The 14,505-nt window shown below is 49.8% G+C and carries 11 protein-coding genes and 1 pseudogene; 4 read left to right on the top strand and 8 right to left on the bottom strand.

The genetic code is table 11. The annotated features are described in order from the left end of the window. Nucleotides 1-191 precede the first annotated feature (191 nt). Nucleotides 192-2,450, bottom strand: coding sequence for a hypothetical protein (locus RYB09_RS24045; RefSeq protein ID WP_219169904.1), 2,259 nt, complete (start codon nt 2,448-2,450; stop codon nt 192-194). 139 nt (nt 2,451-2,589) lie between these two features. Between RYB09_RS24045 and RYB09_RS24040 the strand changes: the two are divergent. Further along, nucleotides 2,590-3,245, top strand: a pseudogene (locus tag RYB09_RS24040) (histidine phosphatase family protein). A gap of 60 nt (nt 3,246-3,305) precedes the next feature. Here the strand turns inward: RYB09_RS24040 and RYB09_RS24035 are convergent. The 5 genes from RYB09_RS24035 to RYB09_RS24015 all read right to left on the bottom strand — a co-directional run bounded on the left by RYB09_RS24035 (nt 3,306) and on the right by RYB09_RS24015 (nt 7,403). Beyond that, entirely contained in the window at nt 3,306-4,367 is a 1,062-nt protein-coding gene (locus RYB09_RS24035) for a hypothetical protein (RefSeq protein WP_219171823.1), read from the bottom strand. 142 nt (nt 4,368-4,509) lie between these two features. Then, nucleotides 4,510-5,634 carry a hypothetical protein gene (locus RYB09_RS24030; protein ID WP_219169906.1) on the bottom strand — a complete coding sequence of 375 codons (1,125 nt, stop codon included), beginning with the start codon at nt 5,632-5,634 and terminating at the stop codon, nt 4,510-4,512. A 41-nt stretch (nt 5,635-5,675) separates the two neighbouring features. Next, the gene (locus RYB09_RS24025) at nt 5,676-6,269 is read right to left on the bottom strand and encodes a DUF4326 domain-containing protein (protein WP_219169908.1); all 594 of its coding nucleotides are present in this window, start codon (nt 6,267-6,269) and stop codon (nt 5,676-5,678) included. Then, nucleotides 6,266-6,709, bottom strand: a complete 444-nt coding sequence (locus tag RYB09_RS24020; protein WP_219169909.1) for a DUF488 family protein — start codon at nt 6,707-6,709, stop codon at nt 6,266-6,268. The genes RYB09_RS24025 and RYB09_RS24020 overlap by 4 nt, the downstream gene beginning before the upstream one ends. A gap of 10 nt (nt 6,710-6,719) precedes the next feature. Next, nucleotides 6,720-7,403: a dual OB domain-containing protein gene (locus tag RYB09_RS24015; protein WP_219169911.1), complete on the bottom strand. Its 684-nt coding sequence runs from the start codon at nt 7,401-7,403 to the stop codon at nt 6,720-6,722. 543 nt (nt 7,404-7,946) lie between these two features. Between RYB09_RS24015 and RYB09_RS24010 the strand changes: the two genes are divergently transcribed. Genes RYB09_RS24010 through RYB09_RS24000 form a run of 3 tightly spaced genes read left to right on the top strand, consistent with a single transcriptional unit; the run spans nt 7,947 to nt 12,133 of the window. Next, nucleotides 7,947-9,179, top strand: coding sequence for an ABC-three component system protein (locus tag RYB09_RS24010; RefSeq protein ID WP_219169913.1), 1,233 nt, complete (start codon nt 7,947-7,949; stop codon nt 9,177-9,179). After that, complete coding sequence (locus RYB09_RS24005) at nt 9,160-9,825, top strand: ABC-three component system middle component 1 (protein WP_219169914.1); 666 nt, start codon at nt 9,160-9,162, stop codon at nt 9,823-9,825. Before RYB09_RS24010 ends, RYB09_RS24005 begins: the two co-directional genes overlap by 20 nt. Then, nucleotides 9,800-12,133, top strand: coding sequence for an AAA family ATPase (locus tag RYB09_RS24000; protein WP_219169916.1), 2,334 nt, complete (start codon nt 9,800-9,802; stop codon nt 12,131-12,133). Before RYB09_RS24005 ends, RYB09_RS24000 begins: the two co-directional genes overlap by 26 nt. Before the next feature lie 98 nt (nt 12,134-12,231). On the opposite strand, the gene RYB09_RS23995 is transcribed toward RYB09_RS24000, so the two are convergent. Both RYB09_RS23995 and RYB09_RS23990 read right to left on the bottom strand, forming a co-directional pair. Then, the gene (locus tag RYB09_RS23995; protein ID WP_219169918.1) at nt 12,232-13,281 is read right to left on the bottom strand and encodes a hypothetical protein; all 1,050 of its coding nucleotides are present in this window, start codon (nt 13,279-13,281) and stop codon (nt 12,232-12,234) included. Between the two features lie 313 nt (nt 13,282-13,594). Beyond that, entirely contained in the window at nt 13,595-14,470 is an 876-nt protein-coding gene (locus tag RYB09_RS23990) for a LysR family transcriptional regulator (RefSeq protein ID WP_057401012.1), read from the bottom strand. Nucleotides 14,471-14,505 lie beyond the last annotated feature (35 nt).

The raw sequence follows: 14,505 nt of genomic DNA, 5'->3' as shown, positions 1-14,505 counted from the left end.
GGGTTACGGGGGGAGTCAGCGCGGGTGGGGGCTACACCGCTGGCGGAGCCGTGAGTTCAACGTAATATTCGTGGCCGGCTTCGGACACCAGTGCTAGCGAGATCAGCTTAGTATCTTTGTTCAACTGCGTGAACTCGCAGTCCAGAAATAGCTTCATTCTCTCCTCCGTTCTCTTTACCTATTTACTTAGTTTAGAGATCGACATCGTCAAAGATATTTCGCTCTCCCCCTGTTACAGAGGGGCGAATGAAATCGCTGCGTCCGACCGCAGGTTCTTCGCCCCGCTCCTGCGAGACATCACTCACCCAATCGTCAACTCGACGCCGTTGGGTATCGAGCACATCCTCGATACCGGGCCATTCCGGAAAGGCCGCGTAAATACCCTCTAGCTCATCAATAAAATCACAAAAGTGGTTATCAGGATCGTTTTCGTAGCAATACGATTCCTGCAGGGATTTGCGAACCCTGTCCAGGTCAGGCAGCACATATTTCTGTATATCGCTGTAGAATTCTTCACGCTCGTGGCTAGTGAAAAACTCATGCATCTCGTTATCGTAGATGTGCCCGAGTTCATCATGATCAAAGACAAAGTCCCGAATCTTGGTGGAAATCGCTTCTCGTGCTGACTCAGGTAAAAGCCCTTGCCGTAGCAGGCGGAGCGCTAGATCAGACGACCTCGTGAACAGGTTTATCGCGAAGTCACGAACCAAGCTGGAGTGCAGCTTTTCATCAGTTTTCGAGTAGATGTCCAAGAACACGTCATTTGTCCTGCGCTGCAGAAAAGAATACAGCCTTCCCCGCCTGGTGCGCTCCATGTCGCCCTCGCATGCAACGTATTCACAGCACCGGTTCGCGATTTCTGCAAACATACTTGAAGGCAAAATTGTAGCGTTTTGAACCCCTACGTTGCCGCATGTCACCAGTTCCATCAACCGCTCAATCGGTGTTCCATCCACAAAGATCTGCAGATGTTCAGGACTCTGGGCGAGTATCAACGCAAACGCATCCCCAATCGTAGGATGCTTATATCGCCAGAAACGTCCATCAGCTGTATCTGCCATCTGAAGAAAACTTCCCCGGAGGCTCTCAAGAGCTCGGATACACCCGGCCTGGCTACCGCCCAACCTCTCAATTGTCTGCATCTCGCCGCTAGACAGACTCACCGGGCTTTCGATTGCTCCATGCTTCATGTAGAGAAGAGCAAGTGCGGCCTGGCTCTCGTCATCCATTCCCTGCATCGTCTCGACGAGCCATCGCTCCTGCTTCGCGACAAATTCGTCGATATTTTTCTGGTCAATTTTTAGCGCTTTTGTGAATTCAATGCTCCCCAAGCGCCGAGCAGTCTCGGGGGCGAACCGACTGTGAGCTGCCACTGCAGGAAGAAACTCCTTCAAGACCGTCCGAACCCGCTGTGGTTGGTTTCCAAGCTTCACATGGTTGTAGAGGATTTCTGACCTTTCCTGGGAGGTCAGCTCTTTCACGTCGATGACAACCTGGCTCTCTTCCATCAGAGGAAATGCTGTTTTTTTGAGGTCACGTCGTGCGCTGTTGTAAATGTAGTCACGGCTGGTCAGAACTATCCGATGCCCACCTCTGATCATGGTCGTGAGAGCCGGAAGAATCCGGTTCCACTCCATCACCAAGTCTGCTTCGTACTGCATGGCCCCGAAGGCGTCATCAACCCATACCAGCTGCGATGCTTCTTCAGTATTCCAGTGATCTCTTATCTGCTCAGGCCTCTCCAGCTTCAATACCAGGCTTTCCCATTTGTCCATCGCACACATGGCCATGAGTGAGGCAATCGTTGTCTTACCTGCTGCGGGCTCTCCAACCAACAGAACGAAGCCATGCTGCTGAAGGGCTTGAAGCGCTTTGCGATAGGTGCCAGTCACCACGAGCTTTGAAAGGTCGGGAAGCTCCGTCAGCAACGCCTTCGTCTGCTTGTACCGTCTCTCATCCAAGATCTGGCTAAGGTCGCCAAGACCATAGAGTCGGGGCACATTCATGCGCAGATCACTGTTCAGCTGGATCTTCTCGCAGATCCAGGTAGAGCCCAGCAAAAGCACGTACTTGGCCCCAGCATCCTCAAGCGCCAACCGTATTTTGAGGTTGCTATCCCCTGTCCAGCTTGCGTTTGTCATCAGGACATAGACATCACACTTTCCTTTGGCGACGAGTCTGCGCACCTTGACAAGCTCACCAGTCACATCAGATAGAGTGAGATTGTGATCACGGCGCGATGTGAACTTGCACTGGATGACGAATTCGCCTGCATACACTTCGTTTGGCTGAGGAGACCACGTTCCCTTGAACCCACCATCGCGGCCTCCGTCATTTCCTTCAAGGAACGTCTCGACTGTTTGACCCAAAACTGTTGAGGCTACTGCCATGCACAGTTGCTGAAAACTATGCCAACCTAAGAGATGAAGGTCGTATCTTGGGGGCGTCATGGGCATTCGATCCTTGCAGCAAAATCCATAGGTCGGACAGAAAGCCATCATAGCGGAACTGCAATAATACCGGGGCTGTGGTAGCAGAAACAGCAATTACCCGGCTTGAGGAGGGTAGAAATGTGAGGGTAATTGACATATGAAACATATACGGCTGATTCGCCAGGGAGAGAGCGCCGCGAACGCAAGCGAAGCCTGTGCGGATCATGCGAAAATTCCTCTTACGGCGAAGGGGGTTGAATAGGCGTACTTGGTGACCAACTCCTTAAACGGTGCTCCCGGTCTGATCGTTGCCTCTTCCTTCTCTCGATTTCAGGCAACGGCTCTGGCTACCGTAGCGAAGTTCCCTGACCTCCCGTAAGAGATCTGGCCCATGCTTGAATTCACATACCTTGAACCAACACGGTGTGTGAACACGACCGTTGCCGAGATGAGAAGGTGCGGCGAAGCGTATTGGTCTAGATCGGATCCTGCGTTCGTGGACGGTGCCGGTGCGGAGTCTTTCCTAGATTTCATAGCTAGGGCTCAGGCTTTCCTGGGTAGGCTTTCGGATCATCCTGCACAAAACATCCCTGGACTTTCACATGGCAGGTCATAAATGCCGTGGCTTGGCTGATTGAACGCAAACCGCAGCAGACAAATGACTGAGTTATGGCTGATTGGCGTGAGTTCTAGATCCTGAGCCACGTCCCCAACTGTGGCGGTTACACGATGACTAAGCCGGCTGAAGACACCCATTGGAGAGCGAGCATCTCAATGCCTGAAGAAAGAGGCGAGGGGCGCCCGGAGCTGTGATGCCAACCTCGTTGCAAACCGAGTTGGCATTCAAATACTGAGCAGCGGCTTCGCCAGCTTCTACAAGATGGTACCCAGTATCTCTTCCAGGCTCTCGCCCTCAATGTTCTCAAAAATGCCGGCCTCACCGAACAGCACCTGAATGTTGGCTTGAGCAAAGAATTCGGCTGCCGCGAAGTCGGATGCTGTCCTCGTCGGCAGCACCAAGAATAGCTTGGTTTCGGCACTACCGAAGCAATGCCGGTAATACGCAAGCTGACCAAATGCGGTGTAAAGCTGTGCCGACATCGAGTCGCTGGTCTTGACCTCAAAGATAACCTTGGCCTTGTCAGTAGCTTTGTCCACTAGCGCCAAATCGACCTGATGCTTACCAACCTTGAGTTCCGAATACCCCTCAACAAGCTCATCCAGTTTGCGGTGGAGGGCGTTGCAAAGCGGGCCGTGAAGATACTGGTATTCGCAGGTGTCCTGGCCTCGGGTATAGGACTTAGTTCCTTCAAATTCTTCCTGACCCCGCCACTTCGCACCCGATTCATCTTCGTCGTCGAGGGCTTTACCTGAACCCTCGGCGTCATCCTCCGATTCCGCTTTTCTCTGTTCCTTGAGTCGTTTTACCTTGAACAGGAACTCGGCGATGTCATTCGCAATGCTAGGAGAGTTCGTTGAAGACACAGCGATCACATCAGCCGTCTTGCCGTCGTCATCTACCTCCATAAGCCAGTCATGAAAGTGCTCAAGCGCGTCTGCGCGGGGCACCCGGCCACGGAATGCCGTAAAGGTGCCTCTATGGCAGATTAAGGTTTCACCGCCAGAGGTAGAAACTAATGCTCCTGAGACCTTGCGGTTGAGACCATCCGGAATGTTGATCTCAGCATCTGGAGAGAGAGTTCCCCCTTGGTAGTTCAGCTTAAACAGGTGCGCCTGCCGTCCATCCCAAGGCGGTGGAACAGCAAATAGCATCTCACCCAGGTCAGTTTCCAAAGCATAGGTGCGGCAAGGTGCCCGATCTCCACTTGGAAATGCCCACTCTTTTTCCCCAAGTAGCTGTGCTTGGTCAATCAGGACCTGTTGGAATGAACGAATGCCCCTGCGAAGCCGGGCGTTAACTATAATAACTTGCACCACCTTGCACCTCGTTAGTCCCCGAGTAAGCCGCTGACATGATCAAAAGTTTGAATGGCAGCGAAGTCCAAAATCGTAGCATCCGAAAGCCCAGCACAGCAGATAGCCAGAAAACCAAACATAAAAACATCAGTTCTTGGCCTTACACCGACGCACTTGCATCATCCGCAAACAAATTTAAATCCCCCTTAGCGAAGCTGACCACATTAGAGATATTGCGAGAAAAAATAGATATGATTTTAGCTCTCTGTTTATCGCTAAATCCACCCTCAATGTACAAGGGACTGAATGCCGTATTTTCAGAATAATTCAATATAAAATTAGACAGCGCCACTTTAAACTCAATCTCGCCAAGCCCAAGCATTCGCTCTACAGCTTTCTTGAACGAGGCATTACCTTTAGAGAAGGTAAATATGACGTGAGTTTTACCGCCCTCCGGAAAAACATTAAGAAGAACGTTCTTCATCTCAGGTACGGATACAGCAGGCGCTAGTGCAAGCTTAATTTCTTCCGGCCTTGAAATCACGCGTATTGCCCGATGATCAAAATAGGGAATGAAAGTCACGCAACACGCAACAGGATACTCCTGCTCCATGCACCGATAGCGGTGTTCAAAACCTGATGCTTGCTCGCCCTCAATCTCCCGAGTTAAATCATCACAGATAGCCTGCAATTCAGTGATATTATGCTGACTGTTTTTATGGCGAAGCCTTATGCGATGATTTTTTTCCCCGCTTATCATTGCATCCTTGATGAACGGCGGAACAACATATTCACCCCTCAATATTTTTGGCAAATGCATTTGATAATGAACCGGAAAATCATCATCCTCCAACTTATCCCCAAGGACATACTCGCAAAGCTTTTTTTCCTCAAGCGCTTGGTGAAGTTCCCTAGCCGCAGCTCGATACGCATAAATGCTCATTTGAAGGTTAGCGCCAGTAAATTCCGCATCTTCGATAGGCTGAAAAATTTTCTTATCGTGATGACCACAGAATCCATTGAAGGTGCTGAACTTTTTTATGCCTTTACGTTTAAACTCAGTCTTCATCCCTTTCAGATCTTCCGCTGGAGTAAGCCCTAAATAGTAAACTTCTCCAACATCCGCCATCGCAGCAAGGATTTTTCCACGCTGAATTGAGTGGGCAGCAATTATTTTCCCAGAGCAGCCTTGCTTTTCCAGCCCACCCCGAATACAAGCCCTGACGTTAGAGTTCCTCAGCTCTTCCTGCAGTTTGATATTAAATGCGATTTGATCCTTGTTCACCTCATGACTCCTTCAATTTGCATTCAACTTACCTCTCCCAACTACAGATCATCATCAGTCGAGTTGAGATGTACTGCCAAGACATCCCCATGACAAGCTGCGGGCTTACAATGGCACGCGATCACTTTGCCCCTGATGATGCTCAGGTTGTGCTCAAGGTTTTCAGAGGCCTTCAGAAAGCCGCGACCGAAGTCATAGGCGAATTTGCGAATGACCTCGTCACGATCACCGTCCTGGCCCATCTGGTATGGATTTCCCCAGATAGTGCCTCGACCGATGTACACGTCGTAGAGTTCTCCTCGATCCTTGTTCACCACCAGTGTGAGCTGGAGGGAGACAACACGGGTAGGGATTGCAGCCAGGATCAAGGCACCTCTCAAATCCGCAAAGCACTCCCGATCTTCAAAGAGAATCGCGTGTGTTGCTTTTTCCACGGCGCCGGCCTGGTCTTCCACCAGCTCGAACGGGATACCCTGCTCTTCCGCGTAGGCGCTAACATACCCGTTGGGGTCAGACGTCCCGACTAGCCGAACCTCAGGGGATTGGCTGGTGTAGAACTGCACCTTCCTCTGCAGCTTCGAGAAGCAGAGGAACTCCTTCGGATAGGCGATCAGGATGGTCTTGGTATCACTCATACGAGATGTTTGACGTCGATGGACTCATCGCTCCAATGTTCTTTCAGGTACTCGGTAACCAGACGACGATGGCACTGATGAGGTTGATGCTCACTGCAGAGCAGGCAGCCGCCATCCATCAGATCTCGGCGCACATGCTTCTCGATGTTGCGCTTCGCCAGCAGGTTCATGAACTTCTCCTCGTACTGCTGCCAGGTTATGTCCTTTTTCTGGTACGGCGAGAGGATCTCCTTGGTAGGAGCCAGGTCAGACAGGTGGACATAGTCGACCTCACAGATTTCCGTCAGAAAATACTTCAAATCGTCTCGCTTGGCGAAGCCAGAAAGCTGGGAGACGTTGTTCAGCCGGACGTCCACGACAAGCTTGGCGCCTGAAAGCTTAATCAGAGAGAAGAAGCGCTCCGCCTTCTTCTCGGTGAAACCGATAGTCAGTATTTTCATGGGCATCCGTTTAGAGAATCGCTGCTACAAGCTTGTAGGCGTATCCAGTGTTGGGGTCAATGTCACCCAAGCTGATCGTAAAATAGGTAATGCTATCTGGGCGATAGGTGCCAGCTCCCAGACCCTGGAAATAGCCCTCAGACACATCATCCGTGATCTTGAGGGTATACCGATGACCGTTGTAATCGAAAGAGGCCCTGACCTTCAGGGCGGGATTACCAAAAGCAGCACCGTCAGCGCTCACGATGACGGACACATCAGTTGGGCGAATCAAATACAGCGTTGCCCGCTGAGCGGTAAGTAGAGCAGGTGGAACCCTGTCATTGAAACCACGGCCACTCCGGTACCCTAGCTCCCAGAGCTGAGCGGGCCGGTCTTCAAACTGGGCAATGTCAGCCAGGCTCAAGCGCTGAGCTGAAGTCCAAACTGGTGGGTGGGCGATGACATGGTTTTCATTTTGATAAAGATGATTCTGCACGCCGGTAAAGGTGGCAGTGGTCAGATCGAGTAGGCATGTGGAATTCCCGTTTGCATACCTCCGCTCAACATCTGAAATGGAGTCGTGCTCCCGATTGCTAACCGGTCGAATCCAGATGCCATGGTGCTGCCCGCTCCATGCTTTGCCTGCGATACAACGTCCTCCTGGCTTCTTAGACGTAGCCAAGCAAACGAACTGATGCTGATACAGCAGCATAACGAAAATCCCTTTCATGATGGCGACGTGACATCATGATGACATCTCGTTATCCCTTCAATGACCGTTCATCGCCACTTCACTTGGCCTCAATGGGTGCTTCACACCCTTAGCTGATTGAAAACCGCACCGCCCGCGTCTGCTTCGTGAGCATCGTCGCCGGCATCCTATCAAGCAAGCCATCTCAGGCACTGGCCATGCCGACTATACAGGGCCATATCTCTACCTCTAACGAGGTGGAGTTTTGTGACTCCTCCAGCACCGTTTGACGCGGCCTTGGTAGCCTGGAAGGTTGCGATGCCAGCTATGTCATTGAGAATCACTGGGCTCGCTGGGCCTCAGCAATCAACCGTTGTGGCCCAACAACGCTCAGTTCCGAGAGAGAAGAAAAGCTACTGAATCGTTTTTTCATAAAAATAATTTGACGACAAAAAACTGCCAGGAACGTAACAAATAAAAACACTCATCTGAATGCAAACTCTTTGACATGCAGTGATACCATTACGCCATACTGGAAGCTCATTGACGGTGAAAGGAGTTCATGTGAGTCAAGAAGATGATGAAAAGTACCCAGCCAGCGCGGTGTCGTCCTGGAGCGGCTTCGTATATCAAGGAAAAATCGCACTTTATCACTCCCTAAAGCTTATTCAAGATGGCGATTTAGAATTCGAGCTTCAACTAGACAGTAGCGATGACTTCGCTATTTATAAAGATGGGAAACTACACACTGCCCATCAAGTCAAAGCGAAGATAAGCAAATATCGCAGCGGTTACACCACTGCACTGGAACAGTCCACTCTAATAGAACACGACAAAGTGAAAGGAACAACCCGTTACTTTCACGTATCCGTCCAGCTAAACAATACAGACGATCACAAAGGCGCTAGTGGAGAAACAGTAAAATTCTACCGCTACGGAGACAACTATCATTGCGGGCTGGGTGAAATTGAAGAGCTGACAAAAAAACTCATAAGAAAGCTATGTGAGAAGCAGGCTATTATTGTCAGTGACAACCTTATAAATTTCAACTACTGCTTACTGTCAGAAAAAATCAGCACCAAGGCAATACACAATCACAAATTAAATCAAGTTGATGGAATCTCAGAAGACAGAGCCGCATACGAGGGCCGCATCAAGGCCAGAAACATTTTAGATGACCTGCTGGCCGAAAACCCGTATCAGAATCGGGACTACTATGCAGTTGAGTTAAAGGCCAGACTCCAAACCCATCTAGAAGAACGACTGGATCAGGCGCTACCAACAATGAGTGACGCCACCTATAGAAGAGCTAGGCATCTGTGCGGGCACATTCGCGATACACATATTAACGAATTGAAAATCTTATGCCAGATGATGAAACCTTCCGAGCGGTTTCAAGACGTTCAGACGAACGATATTAGGCGATACACCAAGCTCATCCAGGCTATTTCGGCGGAGCCAGTATTCAACCATCTCCCACACTACCTCGACGGAGAAAATCGTTTCTACGTACCTACCGCTCTTGACGTTGATGAAAGCGAAGAGTGTGAGTCTGACATGATCCGTGAAATGAAAAACAACGGGGATCTGCTGAGGCTACTTTTCGAGTACAACCACCTAATCGCTAGCAAAGCTGAAGCCTCATTCACCTTCAATACAAAATTCACAAACTCAGATGATTTCGACAACAAATTAGCTACAGAGAAACTTGAAAGCAACATCACCAAGTCGCTATGCATTAGCGTAATAACAAAAGACGATGCGGAGGATCGACTAAATGATAAAGCAGCTCATTGATGAAGCACTTGTTGCTCATAGCTTTGTGAGTAAACGTGAACTGGACACCACAAGCTTTTATATTCGCGAGTCTGGATCTGCAATCAGATTCGCAGTCGTACATACTTTAGACGACCTTACTACCCCGGGCGAACTTAACAATCGAATCAACCATCTGACCCCTGAGGAGTTTCTTAGAAATCCAAGCTTCAAGAAGAACTGCGATTTAATCTGCATTTGTCGCCTTGAAGTTCTGGCAGAGTTCAAGGATCACGAAGAAGAAATCTTCGCCATCGAGGAAGATCCGCACTTTTATAAGAAATATGTTCTCTACTACAGCACTGCAGAAGAAAGCGCTCTGACTGACTTTACCTACGATAAACTTTTATCTGTAATTGCCGATAAAAAAGAATTCTTGGATTACAAAGAAAACCCTTTGAAGGCCACACAGTATAGTTTCGCTGCAAAGACATTCATCAAACTGCCTTTTTTAGAGCTGCCTAGCCATCAAGGAAGCCTTGTGTCTTTGAAGTTGCAAGCAGCTGAGGCCGTTGCAGAGGCTGGCCTGAACGATACATATTCGACTATCCAGCAGGTCACAGACAAAAACGCCGACGATTTTATCAAGGAAATGATTCGCAATGAACTGGCAAATATCCAAGATTGAAATTTCTAGTTTCAAAGCATTCAAGCATATTTATTTGGATCTCGGAAATTCGTCACTACTAACTCTGGACGGCCCTAACGGCTATGGAAAAACAAGCATATTCGATGCCATCGAGTTACTGCTTACTGGTGAAATCAAGAGAATCCAAGAACTTTTCTTGATACTTCTGACAAAAAATAAAAAAGACTACGCGGACAATCTCTTCTGGAATAAGCGCTCAGGAGAAAACGACCTTTACATCAAGATTGAATTCTCAAACGAGAGCCGGAAGCTTACCCTGGCTCGTCACTGCTCCGCCAAAATCTTCAAAAAGCAATCCAACAATCGCGCCGACAAGTACGAACACTTCAAACTTTATGAGCTGCCAGAGTTCAAATCACTAGATTTTACGCCACCTAATGCCCGAGAAAACCAGTATCTAGAAGAAGTGTTTGGGAAGCACTTCAGAGAAAACTTCTCCTTCCTAAATTATCTAGAGCAAGGTCAAAACAGGCTTCTCCACACAAGGGTGGACGAGCGCAAGAAGCAGCTAGGCAACCTGTTCAATATTAGCGAGATCGAAACAGAGATTGAGAACTGCACTATAATCTTAACCAAAATCACCAAATTCATAAATAATGCTGATCGGAACGCTAAGGCCGAATCACTCAAAGAGGAACTGCAAACCCTGCGTGGCGCACTGCAGGCTGACGCAGGGGCCATTGAATATAAAAGATTATCTACCACAGATGTACAGCCAGGGTGGGATAACGAAGTTCTTTTCGCAACCTACTCAATAACTGACCACACCACCTACCAAGAATCAGTCCGCAAAATTACGGAACTCTTACCTCTCAAAGCAACAATTAGAACTAGAGTTTTCAATGACTCCATTGACGCTTTCATAATTCGAAATGAAGACTCTTTGAAACAGCTGGCCGAGTTCGGCACTGACCTAGATAGGCTAGACGAACTCGATGCCATCAAAAAAGGGATTGAGGCCCTAAGAGGTTTATCAGCAATCATCAAGCGTGGCGCATTGGAAATAAAAACCGATGATGCCCGAAAACTGACAAATTGGGCCGAAGGTCGACTAGAGTGGTTTGAAGCGCAAATACTAGCCCGAGATAGTCTTCAACAGCAAAACACCTCCAACGCCAGTATTATTGCCGAACTAGATCGCCTTAAAAACTTATTACTCGAGCAGCACAAAAAGGTTAAGCCAGACGATCAATTATGCCCTCTTTGTGGCACAGATTGGGATGACCACCAGTCAATGGTAATTGCCGTTGACAAACGTACTCAGGAAATCTCCGCATCCCTGAGCAAGGATGGCCAGAGCTTACTCAACTTGATCACGGTAATGGATGCCGAACTGGCACAACTTAACACCTTCATCCAGGATCGTCTCAACACGCTTACACCTACGTTCAACTCAACGCTCCATGAGACCTTGACGAAAATCAGGGCTCGGCTCCCTGCCATAACTCAACTACGAACGAATCTGAAAGATAGAAACATTCAGGCCTCATACTCATTTACAGACATTGACAACCTGATCAATGAGCGCCTACAAAATCTTAAACAAGAGATCTTGGCAAAGAAGCAGATCGAAGTCGATGGTCTACCGCTACCAGATGACTGGCGAGAAACCATTAACTCAACCTTCAAAGCTTTTGATGACTTCTACATAATCACTTCTGAACACTTAAACAGTAAAGAAAAATACATATCATTAAAAGCAAATGAATCGCAGAATGCGAGGCTCCAGACCTGCCTAACTGACCTCAAATCCTTTGAAAAGGAAAATGAAGCGGCCGGGAAAGCTAAAGATAAAGTCGATGCATTGCGCACCACGCTGAAGCTCACGGAGCAGAACTATACCGACCAAACCATTGCAGAAATTGAGCTAATATTCCACATCTACAGTGGTCGACTCATCCAAAACTATCAGCGCGGACTGGGGCTCTTCATCGAGAGTCGAGAAGGCACACAACTTAGGTTCCTGACGGCGGAAAGATCAGAGCATGACGCAGTCATGTCCATGAGCTCAGGTCAAGTATCTGCACTCAGCCTCGCTTTCTTCCTCGCTCTCAACAAGGTTTATTCGCGAGTCCCACTCATCTTGATTGATGATCCATCACAGTCCTTGGATGAAGTGAACGTCGCGTCCCTGACTGACCTACTCCGTTGTGAACTCAAGCATTGCCAGCTAGTCGTGTCCTCTCACGAAGACGACATCTCGGCCTACATGCGCTACCGCTTCGACAGGGCGGGTTTGACCACAAGCTCGCTTAACATGCAGCTCCTGGCGAAAGAGGCCTCGTAAGAGCCACCTGTGGCCACTTGGTAGAGCTAGGTGACCACTAGCATCGTGATCTTCCCTGAGGCCTGGGCTCAAGCAGCCTCAGGGGGAGATCCGGAGTGCTACCTTCCAAGCCCCAAAAGAAACTGATCAACGCGTTCGAACAGGTAGGTGTTCGGATCTGAGCCTTCATCCTTGCTGTTCAGCAAATCGATTATCTCCGGCACCGACAGGGGGATGATCAGCTTCCCATGCTCTCGCATCGCCCCTGCGATCACGGCCTTAGCAGAGTCAGCGCAGTCCTCGTGCGAAATCACAATCGCAACCTTCCTAAGGGCCGATGGGTACAAGTAACGCTCTGTGGTGACGATCTCGTTCTGAGTAATCGATTTGCTGTAATTTTTGAACTCGAAGACCACGTACCTGCTTCCTAAGTCCTCCAGCATCAGACGCCATACCTCGGCTGCTTTGGCCAAGATTCGGCACACCAGGTCTCTACGATGCAAGGTGTCTACGGTACGGGACTGCTCATACCATCCATGGAGGTCATGTTCAAAGAGATACTTAAGCGCATTGATGCAGGCGTTTTCGAAATCAGTTGCCATTTCCCGGCCACGGTCGATTGCAGCTAAAGCATCGGCCAGCACCTTTCCTCGCTTCGGCTCCGCAGTTGCATCAGCGGCACTGCGCCTCATAAACGTCGGCAATCCTAAGCTCAGGGTTTCAGCGCTCTTCGGTGTATCAGCTTCGAAAAGCTCCTCTAATTGGGCCAGAATGTCAGGGAACGGAGCCGCCATCTCAAACAGCTTCGTTTCATCCCAAACCGTAACAGTAGGAAACGCTTCTGCGACGCTCATAAAACGTGGCCCCATCGGGCACGATATTGCCAGCACAATAGTGGATGCCTCCATCCTAATGCCTCTATCAGCGGTGTGTTCGAGGGCGCGTTTAAAGGTAGAAGACGGAGGTGGAGAGGAACGTCGATAGAATTTGGTTTCAACCATTGTCAACGCATCTTGCCGACCAAAGACAATGTCAGGCTCTAGGCCCAATATGTCTTCTGGTTCCTCTAGGACGTTATGCTCACCTAAACGTCTAAGCAGATCTGCAAGGAGAGATGTGAAAGCGTATGCTGCTCGAATATAGGCTCCGCCACGTTTTTTGCTGTTCATGAACGCTTCCATTGCAAACGCAATTGTTACTGTAGGTTTGGCCGGGATGTTACTGACGCCTTAGCTACGCGTGCAAGGCGAGGAAACCAGAAGCGTTCCACATGGGAAATTCTCAGGCCGTAGCACAGGCATGATCGAATCATTACCCAGCAATGTTCTACAAACCAGAAAAGCCTGTTAGGTGACAACGAAAAAGCCTCAATCAACTACCCTGCGCCTAATACTCCAAACGATCAGGTCATGGCCGAGATGCGGGCGCTTTTAAAGCCGAAGCAGCTCGCAGCCATTGACTTTGATTGAACAATCTCGCGGATCACTGTCCCGCCCTCCCCCAGAACTCTTCGACCGATTGACTGGACAATGCTTTTGGCCGGGTCAGATGAATCTCCAGTGGTATATCCCAGCTTTCGTCCAGCGCTCTGACCAGGCGACCATCAAGAACCTCCTGTTCGGTGAGGCTCTTGGGTAACCACGCTACGCCTTTGCTTTCCAGGGCCATGGACATGAGCACCGCCGCAAGATGGCTGCTGAACAGTGGTTTGAGGTGCAGGTAATCTTCCTTGCCGCGCAGTCGGTGGGCGACGATACGGCCTAGTCCGGATTCGTGGGTGTACGCGAGGTAGGGCAACGCCGCAGGCGAGGTGCCGACGTTGGCGGAGGCGCTTGCAAGCGGAACGAGAACGTCCTCACCCACCTTCTTGCTGACAAACTGATCAGGGGCCAGGAGAGGCGGAACGTCGGGGTGGCGGTGGCAGAGCAGAAACTGCACCTGACCATGTATCAGCATCTGCTCACAAGCAGCCATGCTGTCGGAATGCAGTTGTACGGCCTCGATCGGGGCACCGTTTTCTGCGGTTCTGAGCCACTTGGGAAAGAACGTGAACGACAGAGAATGAGTGGCTGCAAACCGCAACGACCTGGCTGCCACGCCAGCGACTTCTTGAGCCTCACTGCGCATTCTGTACAAGTGCCGGGCAGCTTCCTGAGCACTGGGCAAAATCTGCCTTCCGGCCTCGGTGAGGGTGGCTCCTTGCGGTGTGCGGACAAATAACTCCACCCCCATCCAGTTCTCCAATGAACGAACTCTTCGGCTGAACGCCGGCTGGGTGACATGGCGTGCTTCAGCGGCACGAACAAAGCTGCCGTACTCCGCGAGCGCTGAAAGGTCTTCAAGCCAGACGAGTTCCAAGGGCCATGCCTCCTGTGCATAGGGTGCGGCATTAA

Source organism: Pseudomonas syringae group sp. J254-4, assembly GCF_032586855.1.
In the GTDB taxonomy this organism is placed as follows: Bacteria; Pseudomonadota; Gammaproteobacteria; order Pseudomonadales; family Pseudomonadaceae; genus Aquipseudomonas; species Aquipseudomonas amygdali.
This window is presented reverse-complemented; position numbering and strand designations above follow the sequence as displayed.